The sequence below is a fragment of the Seonamhaeicola marinus genome (assembly GCF_008085455.1).
On the sequence record NZ_VSDQ01000858.1, the window covers coordinates 1 to 1,069 of the forward strand.

The window sequence follows — 1,069 nt, forward strand, 5'->3', positions numbered from 1 at the left end:
TTCGTTTGTTGAATATTAATATTATTTGTTAAAATTCTTAAAAACATATAAATATCATAATTTAACTAACTAAGATTTAAATTTTTATCATAAAAAATGAACAAACTAAACAAACATAGTAGCAGATTAACGCAAGACGAATCGCAACCAGCATCACAAGCCATGTTGTATGCTGTTGGTTTTTCTGATGAAGACATGCAGAAAGCTCAAATAGGTATTGCAAGTACCGGGTATGATGGTAACCCATGTAATATGCACCTTAACGGCTTGAAAGATGAGGTTAAAGTAGAGTGCAATATTGCTGGTATGGTTGGTTTAGGGTTTAATACTATTGGTGTGTCTGATGGTATTTCAATGGGTACATCGGGTATGAATTACTCACTTGTATCTAGAGATATTATTGCAGATTCAATTGAAACTATTATGAATGCACAAAGCTATGATGGTTTAATAGCTATTGTAGGTTGCGATAAAAATATGCCCGGTGCAGTTATGTCAATGCTGCGTTTAAATCGTCCGTCAATCATGATGTATGGTGGTACCATAAAATCGGGTAATTACAAAGGTAAAAAATTAAACATTGTATCTGCTTTTGAAGCATTAGGGCAAAAAGTAGCAGGCGAAATTGACGAAGCAGAATACAAAGAAATCATTAAAAGATCTATACCTGGAGCAGGTGCTTGTGGCGGTATGTATACGGCAAATACCATGGCGTCGGCCATAGAGTGTATGGGGTTTGCATTACCTTACAACTCATCAATTCCAGCAGAAAACCCTAATAAATTATCTGAAGCTGAAAGGTACGCCAGAGCCATCAAAAATTTATTAGAGTTAGATTTAAAACCTTTGGATATTATTTCAAAAAAATCTATAGAAAACGCCATTACTCTAGTAAACGCTTTAGGAGGTTCAACCAACGCTGTTTTACACTTTTTAGCTATTGCACATGCTGCTGATATAGATTTTACTTTAGAAGATTTTCAACGCGTAAGCAATAAAACGCCTTTAATTGGAGACTTAAAACCTTCAGGTAAATACCTAATGGAAGATGTGCATGGTGTTGGTGGTA

The 1,069-nt window shown here is 34.9% G+C and carries 1 protein-coding gene; it reads left to right on the forward strand.

Annotated elements, in window-relative coordinates:
• Positions 1 to 96 precede the first annotated feature (96 nt).
• On the forward strand, positions 97 to 1,069 hold a 973-nt coding region (locus FUA24_RS24440), incomplete at its 3' end, for a dihydroxy-acid dehydratase domain-containing protein (RefSeq protein ID WP_187388389.1).